General features: G+C 70.6%; 10 protein-coding genes and 3 pseudogenes. 7 read left to right on the forward strand and 6 right to left on the reverse strand.

Going from position 1 to position 12,451, the window contains the following annotated elements:
- The 3 genes from ACTWQJ_RS33020 to ACTWQJ_RS33030 all read left to right on the forward strand — a co-directional run.
- A partial coding sequence (locus ACTWQJ_RS33020; RefSeq protein ID WP_443310179.1) for a 1,6-dihydroxycyclohexa-2,4-diene-1-carboxylate dehydrogenase occupies positions 1–616 on the forward strand: 616 nt, incomplete at its 5' end.
- 140 nt (positions 617–756) lie between these two features.
- Positions 757–2,127 carry an MFS transporter gene (locus tag ACTWQJ_RS33025; protein WP_443310180.1) on the forward strand — a complete coding sequence of 457 codons (1,371 nt, stop codon included), beginning with the start codon at positions 757–759 and terminating at the stop codon, positions 2,125–2,127.
- Complete coding sequence (locus ACTWQJ_RS33030) at positions 2,120–4,921, forward strand: helix-turn-helix transcriptional regulator (RefSeq protein ID WP_443310181.1); 2,802 nt, start codon at positions 2,120–2,122, stop codon at positions 4,919–4,921. The genes ACTWQJ_RS33025 and ACTWQJ_RS33030 overlap by 8 nt, the downstream gene beginning before the upstream one ends.
- Positions 4,922–5,103: 182 nt before the next feature.
- Here ACTWQJ_RS33030 and ACTWQJ_RS33035 read toward each other — a convergent pair whose 3' ends face one another.
- Both ACTWQJ_RS33035 and ACTWQJ_RS33040 read right to left on the reverse strand, forming a co-directional pair.
- Entirely contained in the window at positions 5,104–5,976 is an 873-nt protein-coding gene (locus tag ACTWQJ_RS33035) for an HAD family hydrolase (RefSeq protein WP_443310182.1), read from the reverse strand.
- 196 nt (positions 5,977–6,172) lie between these two features.
- The gene (locus ACTWQJ_RS33040) at positions 6,173–6,844 is read right to left on the reverse strand and encodes a hydrolase (protein WP_443310183.1); all 672 of its coding nucleotides are present in this window, start codon (positions 6,842–6,844) and stop codon (positions 6,173–6,175) included.
- Between the two features lie 117 nt (positions 6,845–6,961).
- Here ACTWQJ_RS33040 and ACTWQJ_RS33045 point away from each other — a divergent pair, with 117 nt between their 5' ends.
- The 4 genes from ACTWQJ_RS33045 to ACTWQJ_RS33060 all read left to right on the forward strand — a co-directional run bounded on the left by ACTWQJ_RS33045 (position 6,962) and on the right by ACTWQJ_RS33060 (position 10,232).
- A complete protein-coding gene (locus ACTWQJ_RS33045; RefSeq protein WP_443310184.1) occupies positions 6,962–7,432 on the forward strand; it encodes a MarR family winged helix-turn-helix transcriptional regulator in 471 nt (156 codons plus the stop codon).
- A gap of 204 nt (positions 7,433–7,636) precedes the next feature.
- Positions 7,637–8,104: a MarR family winged helix-turn-helix transcriptional regulator gene (locus ACTWQJ_RS33050; RefSeq protein WP_443310185.1), complete on the forward strand. Its 468-nt coding sequence runs from the start codon at positions 7,637–7,639 to the stop codon at positions 8,102–8,104.
- 397 nt (positions 8,105–8,501) lie between these two features.
- The gene (locus tag ACTWQJ_RS33055) at positions 8,502–9,398 is read left to right on the forward strand and encodes an LLM class flavin-dependent oxidoreductase (protein ID WP_443310186.1); all 897 of its coding nucleotides are present in this window, start codon (positions 8,502–8,504) and stop codon (positions 9,396–9,398) included.
- 261 nt (positions 9,399–9,659) lie between these two features.
- Positions 9,660–10,232 carry a Gfo/Idh/MocA family protein gene (locus ACTWQJ_RS33060; protein ID WP_443310187.1) on the forward strand — a complete coding sequence of 191 codons (573 nt, stop codon included), beginning with the start codon at positions 9,660–9,662 and terminating at the stop codon, positions 10,230–10,232.
- A gap of 71 nt (positions 10,233–10,303) precedes the next feature.
- Here ACTWQJ_RS33060 and ACTWQJ_RS33065 read toward each other — a convergent pair.
- From ACTWQJ_RS33065 to ACTWQJ_RS33080, 4 genes and pseudogenes are all read right to left on the reverse strand, one after another.
- Positions 10,304–10,713, reverse strand: a pseudogene (locus ACTWQJ_RS33065) (oxidoreductase); the annotation flags it as partial.
- A gap of 124 nt (positions 10,714–10,837) precedes the next feature.
- A pseudogene (locus ACTWQJ_RS33070) lies at positions 10,838–11,020 on the reverse strand (response regulator transcription factor); the annotation flags it as partial.
- The gene (locus tag ACTWQJ_RS33075) at positions 11,014–11,967 is read right to left on the reverse strand and encodes a GAF domain-containing sensor histidine kinase (RefSeq protein ID WP_443310188.1); all 954 of its coding nucleotides are present in this window, start codon (positions 11,965–11,967) and stop codon (positions 11,014–11,016) included. The pseudogene ACTWQJ_RS33070 and the gene ACTWQJ_RS33075, both read right to left, overlap by 7 nt.
- Positions 11,968–11,972: 5 nt before the next feature.
- A pseudogene (locus ACTWQJ_RS33080) lies at positions 11,973–12,451 on the reverse strand (IS200/IS605 family accessory protein TnpB-related protein); the annotation flags it as partial.

Below are 12,451 nucleotides of genomic sequence, written 5' to 3' on the forward strand. Positions count from 1 at the left end.
GGCCCACGCCGTCCTCGCGGACCTGGAGACCTACGAGGGGGCACGGTCCGCGATCGCCGAATCCGTGGAACTGCTCGGCCGCATCGACGTCCTGGTGAACAACGTCGGCGGCGCGATCAACTTCAAGCCGTTCACCGAGTTCTCCGCCGAGGAGATCCAGGCGGAGATCGCCCGCTCGCTGATGCCGACGCTGTGGTCCTGCCGTGCGGTGCTTCCGGCGATGACAGCGCAAGGCCGCGGCGTGATCGTCAACGTGTCCTCGGCCGCGACCCGCGGCATCCACCGCATCCCGTACTCCGCGGCCAAGGGCGGCATCAACGCGCTCACCGCATCGCTCGCCTTCGAGTACGCCGACGCCGGTGTGCGCGTGGTCGCCACCGCGCCGGGCGGGACCGAGGCGCCACCGCGCAGGATCTCCCGGGGGACGCCACCCCGGCGGACCGCGCAGGAGAAGGCCTGGTTCCAGGCTCACATCGACCAGACCCTCTCCTCGAGCCTGCTGAAGCGGTACGGAACGCTCGACGAACAGGCCGCCGCCATCTGCTTCCTCGCCTCCGACGAGGCGTCCTACATCACCGGAACAGTCCTGCCAGTCGCTGGCGGGGACCTCGGCTGACCCACTCTGTCCCTCGCACCCCCCACATCCCGCGATGCACCTCACCGCTGCGCTCCCGTACGCCGCCGCCCGGTCTCCTCCCCTTCACAACCGGGCCGCGGAGACAGACCCATCCGCTCACCGAACATGGGGTCACCACGATGAACACCCGACAGCACAGATCCACTGACCAACGACACCGCGCCCCGCTGCGCTGGATCGTCGCCATCGCCTTCGTCGCTCTCGTCTTCGACGGTTACGACCTCGTCGTCTACGGCACTGTCGTTCCTGTCCTCCTGCGGGATCCGAGCCAGATCGGCCCCCTCACCGCCGGTCAGGCCGGCGCCCTCGGCTCGTACGCGCTGATCGGCGTCATGGTCGGCGCGCTGGTCGCGGGGGCCGTCGGAGACCACATAGGGCGGCGCCGCGTCATGCTGGTGGGCATCGTGTGGTTCTCGCTCGCCATGGGGCTGAGTTCGTTCGCCACCGACATCACCGTCTTCGGCATCCTGCGCTTCCTCACCGGCGTCGGCGTCGGCGCCCTGGTGGCCACCGCGGGCGCCTTGATCGCCGAGTTCGCTCCGCCCCACCGGCGCAATGTGTACAACGCGATCGTCTACAGCGGCGTTCCCGCCGGTGGCGTCCTCGCAGCTCTCCTGGCGCTGCTCGCCTCCGACGGCGGCGACTGGCGCGCCCTGTTCCTGTTCGGTGCGGCCCCTCTCGTCCTGCTGCTGCCGGTCGCCCTGCTGCGGCTGCCCGAGTCGCCCAAGTGGCTGCTCGCCCGTGGTCACGTCGTGCGGGCCCATGAGGTCTCCGAGCGGACGGGAGTTCCGCTGCCTGACACGGCCCCCGGCGAGGCCGAAGGGAAGCCCAAGGTGGGGTTTGCCGCACTGGCCACCCGCCGCTATGCCCTGGCGAGCCTCCTCCTCGGCCTGATGAGCTGCTCGGCCCTGCTGCTCACCTACGCCCTGAGCACCTGGCTGCCCGAGATCATGGGCCAGAGCGGCTACGGCAAGTCCTACTCCCTCGTCTTCCTGCTCACCCTCAATGGCGGGGCCATCGTCGGTGGCCTCCTCGCCTCACGCGGCGCCGACCGGTCCGGCCCTCAGCGGATGATCGTCATGACGTTCGTACTGGCTGCGGCCGCGCTGGCTCTGCTCACGCTCGGACTGCCCCTTCCTGCCCTCCTGGTGCTCGTGGCTGTCGCCGGAGTGGGCACGATCGGCACCCAGGTCCTCATCTACGGCTTCGTGTCCCACTACTACGACACCGTGGCCCGCGCCGCAGGCGTCGCCTGGTGCGCCGGATTCGGCCGCCTCGGCGGCATCGGGGGCCCCGTCGTCGGCGGGGCGCTGGTGGGTGCCGGCCTGCCACCCTCGAACGCCTTCTACATCTTCGCGGGAGTAGCTGTTCTCGGAGCGCTCGTGACCTCCTTCGTCCCGCGCGCGTCGACCGAACCGGCCTCCGCTCCGGCTGCCTCCGCAGCAGGCTCCCGGTCCGGTGGCGGTGCTAGCGTGCTCACACATGAATGACCGCCCTGAGCTGCAGCGAAGCCTGATCGGACGGGTCGGCGAGATCGCCGCGCTGACCCGCACGATCAGCGCTGCCTGTGGCGGCAGCCCCCGGCTGATCCTGGTCGAGGGGCCGGCGGGCATCGGTAAGTCGGCGCTCGTCGACCATGTCATTCACCAGCACCGGGCACACTCCGGCCAGACCGCACCCTGCGTGCTGCGCGTCGCCGGGGTGTCCTGGGAGTCGGACCTGCCGCTCGGGATCGCCGAACAGCTCGTGCGAGCCCTGGGAGTCGATCCCGACCTGCCCGACCCGGCGGCGCCGCATGCGGTGCTGGACACGGGGCGTCTGCTGTCCCGCCAGTGGACCGCTCGGCAGGAGCGGGAACCGGTGATCGTGGTCGTCGAGGACGCCCACTGGGCCGACGTCCAGAGCCTGCGCGCCATCCGTTCCGCAGTGCGCCGGATGTCGGACCAGCGGGTGCTCGTGATCCTCGTCGCGCGGGACGAACCGTACGAACTGTACGAGGTGAGACGGGCACCCGAGGACCTGCCCCAGCCCGTCCTGCGGACGCTGGAGTTCCTCGACGGCTGCCAGGGGGACGCCGTACGCCCCGGGCCGTTGACTCCGCAGGACGTGAGGACGCTCGCTCGCCAGGCCCACGGCCTCCCTCTCGACCTGCCCACCGCCCGGCACCTGTGTCGCCACACCCGGGGCAACCCGCGTCACCTCACCCACCTGCTGCGCGAACTGCCCGGCGAGACCTGGCACGACTGGCGCCCCGAACTGCCCGCTCCCGCCCGCTACGCCGCGGCCGTTCGCCACCGGCTCGCCCAGTGCGGTGATCATGCCCAGCACCTGGTGGAGGCCTGCTCCGTCCTCGGCGACGATGCGACGCTCGCCGAAGCCGCCGAGCTCGCCGGCGTCGACGACCCTCTGCCCGCCGTGGACGAGGCACGGGCGGCAGGTCTGCTGAGGGCCACCATCGACCCCGGTCGCGCACAGCTGGCGTTCGCCCACCCCCTGGTTCGGGCCGCCGTGCTCACCGGCATCGACCTGACCCAGCGGGCCGCACTCCACCGTCGCGCGGCGGGGATCACCGAGGACCACGGACGTCAGCTGATCCACCGGGTGGCCGCCACCACGACGGCCGACGAGACACTCGCCGACGAACTCGACCGGTACGCCGGCGAGCGCGCCTCGGCAGGGGAGTGGTCCGCGGTGGCCGACACCCTGGTGCGGGCCGGCAGGCTGAGCGCTTCACGCACCGCGCGCGAGGACCGGCTGCTGCGCGCGGTCGACGCCATGATCGGGGCCGGGGACGTACCACAGGCTGCGGCTTTCGCCGCGGAGCTGGAGAGCTTCCCGGCCGGTACCCTGCGGGACGTCGTTCTCGGCTACCTGGCCATCATGCGCGGACGGCCGTCGGAGGCCGAGGCCTTCCTGACCGACGCCTGGGAACGCTGCGATCCCGAGCGCCACCCGGACCTGATGGCCAGGATCTGCCAGCGCCGTGTCCTGCACGCTCTGGGCCGCTGGGACGGGCGCGACCTGGTCGCCTGGGCCCGCCGGGCCATCGAGCTGGCAGATCCGGACGACCCCTCCGCCATCGAGTCGGAGGCGGTGCTCGGTCTGGGACTTGCGGCGATGGGCCGGTCCGAGGAGGCCCTGGCCGCGTATGAGGTGGCAGCCGCCAAACTTGCCGGCGGCGCCCAGCCCCAGCGTTTCCAGCTCGGCCGGGGCTGGGTGGACCTCGCCCAGGACGCCCCTGAAGCCGCTCGCCGCAGACTCGAAGCGGCCGTTCCCACCGGCTACCGGATGGGCTCCACCCGCATCTCCCTGTGGGCCCAGGGCTGGCTGGCCCGAACGCAGTTCGCACTGGGGGCCTGGCCGGAAGCCTTGGAGACAGTGCAGCGGGCCGCTGCCCGACTTGCTGAGGTCCGCATCGAGTTGGCTCGTCCGATGGTGCACTGGACCGGTGCCCAGATCCACGCGCTGCGCGGCGACTGGGACGCGGCCGATCATCATGTGGGCGAGGCCGCCGCCGACCTTCACCACTACGAGATCATGCTGGTCCCGTCCTGCCTCGCTCGCGCTCAGGTCGCCGAAGCGCGGGGCGACTACGACCGGGTGGTCGAGGCTCTCACGCCCGTCGTCCAGCTCCCTGTACGGAGGTCGATCGACGAGCCCGGCTTCTGGCCCTGGCCGGATGTGTATGCCAACGCGTTGGTGATGACCGGTCGCCTTGACGAGGCGGATGCCTTCCTCACCCCGTACGAGGAGCGGGCCGCACGTCGCGGCCGCCGTTCCGCGCAGGCGCGGCTCGGTCTGGCTCGTGGCCGGCTGACCGCCGCGCGCGGGGACGTCGACGCGGCCCGCAAGGAGTTCGAGCAAGCCCTGGCCCACTTGGAACACCTTCCGCTTCCCTACGACCGTGCACGGGTCAACTTCGCCTACGGCCAGACCCTGCGCCGCGCGGGCAAGCGCCGGGAGGCCGACACGGTCCTCAGGAACGCCCGCGACGCTTACGCCACCCTCGGTGCTCGCACGTACGTGGATCGCTGTGACCGGGAGCTGCAGGCAGGTGGCCTGCATGCTGTCCGCCTGAGCCCGGGCATGGCCCAACTGACTCCGCAGGAACAGGCCGTGACCCGTCTGGTCGCGTCCGGGGCGACCAACCAGCAGGTGGCGCTGGAGCTGTTCATCTCCGTCAAGACCGTGCAGTACCACCTGACGCACGTCTACTCCAAGCTGGGCATCCGTTCCCGCAGCGAACTCGCTGCGCGGTTCAGGGAGATGCCGACCCTCGAATGATCAATTACTCGGGCGATGCAGGTGGCACTGGGTGTATCAGTCAGATGTGCCGGTCAGCGGTCTTTGGGAACGAGTTCATATGCTGACGGCGGTGACCAGTTGAATCCACCCTCGCTGCCGCGGTCGGTGTGGAAGATGACCCCGTCGAACTTGCCGCTGCGTGCGGCGCCGTCACCGACGGGTCACGCGGGGGTTCGTCGGGGCGGTTGGCGTACGAGCGCGTCGACGAACCTTTCCAGGACCTGGGCGACGCCGTCCTCGTCGTTGGAGGGGGCGCGGTGACGTGCGGCCTGCTGGACGTCCGGATGGGCGTTGGCCATGGCGTAGGAGTGGCCGACCGCGGTGAGTATGGGCAGGTCGTTGTGTATGTCGCCGAAGGCGGCGATTTCGTGGCTGCCGATGCCGAGCCGGTCGCTCCACGCGATCAGGGTGGTTGCCTTGGTGACGCCGGGTGCGCTGAACTCCACCAGCGACAGTCCGGTGGAGTGAGTGGTCTCGGCGCTGTTGACGGCAGCATGTCGTGCCCGCTCGTAGAAGTCGTCGAGGGGCAGCGTCGGGTGGTGGGCGAGGATCTTCAGCACTGGCCTGCCCGGGATGCGGGTGAGAAGTTCCCCTGCGACACCGACCAGTTCGACGGCTTCCTCGCCGAACGACCAGGTCGGGTGGGCCGGTTCGTGGCCGAAGTCCCGGTCGTACTCGACCGCGAAAGTGACGCCGGGTATGGCCCGGCGCACGTGTGTCACGAGCCGGGTGGCTGCGAGGGGCCGGATCGGGGACAGGTGCGCCAGGGTTCCGTCAGGGGCGTAGACGGCCGCGCCGTTGGCGGCGATGACGGAATGCGGTCCGATGGTGGCCAGCAACTCCGGTACGCAGCGCGGTGGGCGGCCGGTGACGAGTACCACGCGGATTCCGGCCTGCTCGGCCGCGGCCAGGGCGGCCCGGGTGCGGTCCGACAGCGTTCCGTCGCTGCGGAGCAGCGTGCCGTCCAGGTCCGTCGCGATCAGCTTCGGAGGGACCAGCGGGACAACGAGAGGCACGGCGGGCGCGGTTGTCATGGCGGCAGCCTTCTGGATCGACGGACTGAACAGGTGTGATTCGGTGCCCTGCGGACACGGGTGCCTCCCGCCGACCGATGGCCCCTGGCACCGCGCCATCGACGGAGCCGCATGGGGGAGGGATGCACGAAAGTCTCCGCGCCCGAGCACGGGGCGGCACCGGCGCTGGTGCCGCCCCGTGGCGTCGGTTCGCCCCTTACATCCCGGGGGTGGTCTCGTTGGGGACGGGGGTGTTGAGGAGCTGCATCTCCCAGGCGAACGCCACACCGGAGCCGCCGGAGTACCCCATGAGCGCCGCCAGGTCCTCGGGCGCGACGATGTCCGTGCGGGCCCAGTCGCGCTGCCACTCGGCGAGGACGGCCATCCACGTGATCGGGACGATCCCGGCCTGGACCATGCGGCGCACGGCCATGTCGTGGGCCTCGGCGGAGACGCCTCCGGAGGCGTCGGTGACGACGTAGACCTCGAAGCCCTCCCCGGCCGCCTGCAGGGCGGGGAAGGCCACGCAGATCTCGGTGTACAGGCCGGCGATGATCAGCTTCTTGCGTCCGGTGGCCTTGACGGCGTCCACCACGCGCTGGTCCTCCCAGCTGTTCAGGGTCGTCCTGTTGATCGGCTTCTGGTCGGGGAAGACGTCCTGGAGGCCCTGGATGATGAGGCCGCCGCGCTCCTCCACGACCGTGGTCAGGATCGTCGGGACGCCGTATGCCTTGGCGGTCTTGGCCAGGCCGACGACGTTGTTGACGATCATCGTCGGCTCGTGGCTGTGCAGGTTGGCGAACTGGAACGGCTGGTGGTCGATCAGCACCAGGACGCTGTTCTCGGGCGTCAGCAGGGCATCCAGGCCGGTCTTCGGGAACTCGCTCACGGGGGATCTCCTTCAATGTATGGAACGCGTAAGTAGTTGTTGTGGCCGCACTTCCGTGATACGTCAACTATTACGTGGCAATGGTGATGTGTCAACTAACGAATGGAATGAGTTCGCATGGAACAGAAAACAGGCTGGCTCAGCCCGTCCGAACAGCGCGCCTGGCGCGCCTTCGTCGGTGTGCATCAGAGGCTCCCCAACAGTCTGGCGCGCGGGCTGCAGGGCGACGGGAAGCTGTCCCTTTCCGACTATGTGGTCCTTGTGGCGCTCACCGACGCGGCCGAGGGTCGGCGGCACTTCCAGGACCTGGCCACTGCGGTGGAGTGGGAGCGAAGCCGCATGTCGCACCACCTTCGCCGCATGGTGAAACGCGGTCTGGTGGCCCGGGAGGAGTGCCCTGAGGACGCACGTGGCGTTCACGTGGTCGTCACCCCCGCCGGCCGTGCGGCCATCGAGGCGGCCGCGCCCCAACATGTCGCCACCGTACGCCGGCTGGTCATCGACCCCCTCACTCCCGAAGAGCTCGACACGCTTGCCCTCCTCTGCGAACGCATCCTCGGCCGGATGGAAGGAACGGACACTTCGTGAGGTCGCAACCTGCTGGTTCGCCCCACGAACAGCGGCCCCGGCGCCGTCCTCGACACTGCCCGCGCCGTGGCGGTGACCGTGACTGTCTCGCACTCGCCCTCCGTGATCAGGTGTCGCGACCCGTAGCGTCCTGAGATCGTGGCCGCAGGCCCTCCGATCACCACCTTCGGCGGCCACTGCCGCTTCCTCCTTAGACTCGTCTTCATGAAGGAGACGGCGCAGTGGTTGACCTCGGAGGAACAGCACGCGTGGCGAGACTTCGTTCGGTTGCATGAGCGGCTGGTCGGCCGGTTGTCGCGTCTGTTGCAGGCCGAGTCGAAGTTGTCGGCTGCGGACTATGGGGTGTTGGTCAGTCTGACGGATGTGCCGGACGGGCGGCAGCGTTATCAGGATCTGTGCCGTGAGCTGGAGTGGGAGAAGAGCCGGATGTCCCACCACATCGCGCGGATGGCGGGCCGCGGGCTGGTGGTGCGGGAGGAGTGTCCTGAGGACGCACGGGGGGCGTTTGTGGTGATCACGCCGGCAGGGCGGGAGGCGATCGAGGCGGCGGCTCCGCGGCACGTGGAAGCGGTGCGGGAGCTGTTCCTGGACCATGTCACGCCGGCGGAGCTGCGGATGCTGGCCGAGATCTCCGATCGTGTGGTGAAGAGGCTGGACGAGGAGTCGTCGTGAACGCGAGCGCCGGAGCGGTCGCTGTCGGTCTGTCGGCCATCCACGCCGGCCGCTGCACACCGTCGTCGTCCGCCCCGCCTGCTTTCGCACGACGTGATGCGTCTGCGGGGTCGCCGACCAGCCGCACCAGCGCGGTCGTGGCCGGGGAAGGGGTAGACCGGCCGCCGGCACTGACATGGCTTCGGTGCCGGCCGCAACCGGCGGCGGCGCCCGGCGCGGCATTCGCTGCCCTGCCCGCGAGGGGAACGGCGGATGCGGAACCGGCCCCGCACATGATGCCGCCCGAGCCGTGTCCGACGCCGGCTCGCCGGGATCACTTCCCAAACGGTTGTCACATCAACTAAGGTGGATTGCGCGCTTCGGCGCTGGCCAGCAGCCGACCTGAGGAAGGTCAAAAATGCCCAAGCAGCCGCACGAGTTGCTCTTCGGTAGCTTCATCACGCCGAGTGCCGACAAGATCGAGCAGGTGGTGGCGCTCACCCGCCTCTCGGAACAGGCCGGGCTCGACCTCGTCACGTTCCAGGATCATCCGTATCAACCCCGGCTGCTCGACTCCTGGACGCTGATCTCGTACCTCGCCGCGGCGACAAGCCGTATCACGCTGGCGCCCAACGTGATGAACCTGCCGATGCGCCAGCCCGTGGTGATCGCCCGCAGTGTCGCGACGCTGGACCTGCTGACCGGCGGGCGCGTCGAACTGGCGCTTGGCGCAGGCGGGTTCTGGGATGCGATCGAGGCGATCGGCGGGCGGCGGCTGACCCCCGGTGAGTCCGTCGACGCCCTCGGAGAAGCCATCACGATCATCCGTGAGATCTGGGACGCCGGAGCGCGTGGCGGAGTGCGGATGGACGGCACCCAGTACCGCGTCGCGGGCGCCAAGCGGGGACCTGCGCCTGCCCACGACGTCGGCATCTGGGTCGGCGCGTACCGGCCGCGGATCCTCCGACTGGTCGGCCGGGTCGCCGACGGATGGCTGCCCAGCCTGAGCTACATCGAGGGCGGGCTTGCCGGGCTCGCCAAGGCCAACCGTTACGTCGACGAGGGCGCCGAGGCAGCGGGACGTGACCCGGCGTCCGTGCGTCGGCTGCTCAACATCGGCGACCACTTCACACCCGGCGGGTCCGGAGCCCTCAGCGGGCCGCCCACGCAGTGGGCCGAACAGCTCGCCGAGATCACCCTCGAGCACGGCATCTCCGGTTACATCCTGGCCGGCGACGATCCCATCGCGATCCAGCGGTTCGGCGAGGAGGTCGCGCCTGAGGTGCGTGAGCTGGTCAGAAAGTCGGGCACCTGACCGGCTCGTCCCGATGCCGAGCATCGGCGTCCGCACGGCCGGCTTTGTTCACCGGAGGCCCTGCACGGCGCCCGCTGCCGCAGCCGCCGGAAGCGGGGTGGCCACCATCAGGTCGGCCGCCGTCTTGCTCCGGATCTCCTCGACCGAAACGCCGGGAGCGGTCTCGACAAGGGCTGATCCGCGTTGCCAGCAGGGGCACGGTCTGCTGCCGAGCCTGATTCCCGCCCGTTGGGGTGTGCCGGGCCGGGGATCGCGAACGGCGTGATCGGTGAAGTCCGCTCGGTACACGCCGACTTCAGCATCGCCGTGCTCTACGAGGCCACGCACCGCCTGCACGACCCGGCGCAGGGCGGCGGAGCCCTGCTCGACCTGGGTGTCTACGTCGTCTCCTTCGCCCACCTGTTCCTCGGGGCCCCCGACGCCGTATCCGCCCGGGCCCATCTCAACCCGCAGGGCGTCGACGACAACACCGGCATCCTGCTGGGCTACGACAGCGGGGCCGTCGCCGTGCTCTCCTGCTCACTGGGAACCGAGACGCAGCAGTGCGCGTCGGTCAACGGCACCCTCGGCCGTACCGAGCTGGTCCGCGACTTCTTCCGGGCCGACGGTTTCGTCCTGCACCGGCAGGGCCGCGAACCGGAGGAGTTCCGTATGCCGAACGCCCAGGGCAACGGCTACTTCCACGAGGCCCTGGAGGTGGCCCGCTGCCTGCGTGCCGGCGCCACCGAGTCACCGCTCGTTCCCCTGGACGGCACCCTCGCGGTCATGGCGACGCTGGATGCCGCCCGCGAGAGCATCGGGGTCCGCTACCCCGGGGAAACGCACGCGAACTGACGTAGCGTCATACGGGGGCCCTGCCGAGGGCGGTGCGGGTTACTGACCCGCATCGCCCACTGGGACAGCTCTCAGAACGCGTTGACGCCTGTCAGTTCGGCGGAGACGGCCCACAGGCGGGCGGCCTGCGCGGGGCCGGTCGCGTAGTCGCATACGCCCACCCAGGAGGCGTCGCCGGGCAGGGCGGGCTCGGCGATGTCGCAGTCCTCGCAGTACACGCCGCCCATGCCGTTCAGTTGCTCGGAGGTCGCGGCCCATACCTGGGTGGCCGCGCCCTGCTCGGGCGTCTTGAAGCTGTCGCTCACGTTGCCGTTCTCGTCGATCCAGCCCAGCCCGATCATCTCCTCCGGGGAGTGTGACGGACCAGGTCGGTGAGGACCTCGCCCGGATGCACCGCGAACGCTCGCACCCCGGACTCCCGGCCCAGTGCGTCCAGGTGGACGGCGAACAGCACGTTCGCGGTATCTGCCTGGCCGTAGGCCGCGGCCAGCGTCGGTGCGACGGCGGCGTGTTCGGGGAAGGCGGTGAGGAGCAGGACGCGGCTGTCGGGGCGGGCTGACCCGGTGCACCGCGGGGACGATGTCGGCGGCGAGGCGGTCGGGGAGTCGGAGGTCGAGCAGGACGACGTCGGGCTGTTCCCGCGCGCACAACGTGATGGCGTCGGCGCCGGTTTCGGCGTGGCCGACGACGGCCAGGTCGGGGTACTGGTCCAGTTGCGCCGCGACGCCGTCGTGGACGACCGGGTGATCGTCCACGATCACGATGCGTGTGGGCCGGGTCGTCAGCATGGCAGTTGTGCCCGCCAGATCGTGCCGCCGTCCGGGTCGGAGACGACGCGGACGGAGCCGCCCAGCCGGCCGAAAGCCTCGGCGGTCTTGGTCAGGCCGAGTCCCGGTTCGTGATCCGGGCCCAGCCCGACGCCGTCGTCGTGCACGGCGACGGTCAGCAGTCCGCCGCTGCGCCCGACCGACACGGTCACCGCACTGGCATGCGCGTGTTTCTCCACGTTCAACAAAGCCTCCCGTACGGCGGCCAGGAGTACGTCCGACCGGGACGCGGGCAGCTCGGGTGGGTCCTCGTCCAGGACGACCAGTTCGGCCGGGATGCCGGTGCGCTCGGAGAAGGCTGCGCAGTCGGCGCGCAGGGCGACGCCGAGGGCCAGCGCGGCGGGGGAGGAGCGCAGCATGCGCAGGGACTCGCGAAGCGCGGTGGTGGCGTCAGCGGCCTGGCTCTGCAGGCGGTCCAGCCGGGCCCGCAGATCGGGATCGGCGCTCGCGGAATCGGCGAGATTGGCCATCCCGGAGCCGATGGCGAACAGCAGGGCACCCACGCTGTCGTGGAGATCCGCCGCGAGCCGCCGCCGCTCCTCGTGGACCGCTGTCTCCCGGGTCAGGCGGGCGCGCTCGGCGATCGACAGGGCGAGCGCGGCCAGCGTGGCCACCTGCGAGGCGCGTTCGACTGCGCGGTCGCCGAAGGTCCCGTCGCGGCGGGGTCCGATGGCGAGGACGCCCAGCTGCTGTCCCTCCCGGACGAGGGGGACGGCCAGGAGCCTGCGGACCCCCTCGGCGGCGATGTAGTGGTCGAAGGTGTGCGTGATCTCGGCGCTGCCGAAGTAGTCGTCGACCCACTCCGCCCGGCCCGACCGGTGCACCTTGCCGGTCAGTCCCGTGCCCGGAGGTACCCGCAGCCCGCGAAGGGTTCCCGTCCGCTGGCCGACGACCTGCTCGAGACTCACTTCCCCCGCTCGCGCCATGCGGCCTCGGTCAGCTGTGCTGCCTGCAGGTGGTGGCGGGTGCGGGCCAGCCGCTTGCCGCCGCGCGCCACGTGCACGGTCCCGGCCCTGTGGTCGGCCCGTTCCCGCTCCAGCCGGTCCTGAAGCACGTGCAGGCGGCGGGACTTGGCGAACCACTCCCGCCGGGAGCGGTAGCCGCCCGACGCGTTCTTCGATCCCTTCTGCCCCACCGGTTGCGCCAGCCGGTGCGCGATCGTGGCGACCCCGGCCTCCAGGCTGTGGAGGTGGGCCAGCCGGCAGCGGCGGGCCAGCGCCCACTGGTCGTGCGACGCCTTGGTGATCGCCCCGGCCCAGCGCGAAGACGAGGCTGGCGTCAGCGCGCGCTTCCTGGCCGCCCACGTCTCGGTGGAGTGCTCCAGACCGTCCGCGCACCGCGTCTTGAGGTCCCGCGAGGCCAGCGCGCCCAGATGTGCGCCCACCAGGCGCA

This window comes from Streptomyces sp. KR55 (assembly GCF_052245645.1).
Taxonomy (GTDB): domain Bacteria; phylum Actinomycetota; class Actinomycetes; order Streptomycetales; family Streptomycetaceae; genus Streptomyces; species Streptomyces flavusporus.

Bases quoted from the DNA above. Each gene is read 5' to 3' on its own strand.
- ACTWQJ_RS33050 (WP_443310185.1), top strand. From the start codon at position 7,637: ATGAAGGAGACGGCGCAGTGGTTGACCTCGGAGGAACAGCACGCGTGG.
- ACTWQJ_RS33055 (WP_443310186.1), top strand. From the start codon at position 8,502: ATGCCCAAGCAGCCGCACGAGTTGCTCTTCGGTAGCTTCATCACGCCG.
- ACTWQJ_RS33025 (WP_443310180.1), top strand. From the start codon at position 757: ATGAACACCCGACAGCACAGATCCACTGACCAACGACACCGCGCCCCG.
- ACTWQJ_RS33035 (WP_443310182.1), bottom strand. From the start codon at position 5,976: ATGACAACCGCGCCCGCCGTGCCTCTCGTTGTCCCGCTGGTCCCTCCG.
- ACTWQJ_RS33030 (WP_443310181.1), top strand. From the start codon at position 2,120: ATGAATGACCGCCCTGAGCTGCAGCGAAGCCTGATCGGACGGGTCGGC.
- ACTWQJ_RS33045 (WP_443310184.1), top strand. From the start codon at position 6,962: ATGGAACAGAAAACAGGCTGGCTCAGCCCGTCCGAACAGCGCGCCTGG.